This window comes from Bacteriovorax sp. DB6_IX (genome assembly GCF_000447775.1).
Lineage (GTDB): Bacteria > Bdellovibrionota > Bacteriovoracia > Bacteriovoracales > Bacteriovoracaceae > Halobacteriovorax_A.
The window spans coordinates 1-217 of the sequence record NZ_AUNJ01000483.1; the positions used below are offsets into that span (position 1 = coordinate 1).

The following is a 217-nucleotide window of genomic DNA, read 5'->3' on the forward strand; positions in this document are numbered from 1 at the left end:
ATCAATCAAATGGTTTGAATTAGCAAAGAAAGCACCAAAGTATCAGAATAAGGAGTATCCTTATATTAATGCTGGTAGAGCTTATATGATGGCGCAAAACTACGAAAAGGCCATGGCCGAATTCGAAGTAGCCCTGACTCTTTGTCCAGAAAATGAAGACCTAAGAAATACTGTTGATAAACTAGAAAGAACTCTAAATAGAGATATGCCTGAGTAT

The 217-nt window shown here is 36.4% G+C and carries 1 protein-coding gene; it reads left to right on the forward strand.

Features of this window, described 5'->3' with window-relative positions; all coding sequences use genetic code 11:
* Positions 1-217: tetratricopeptide repeat protein (locus M901_RS15150; RefSeq protein WP_034722580.1), on the forward strand; the 217-nt coding region annotated here is incomplete at both ends.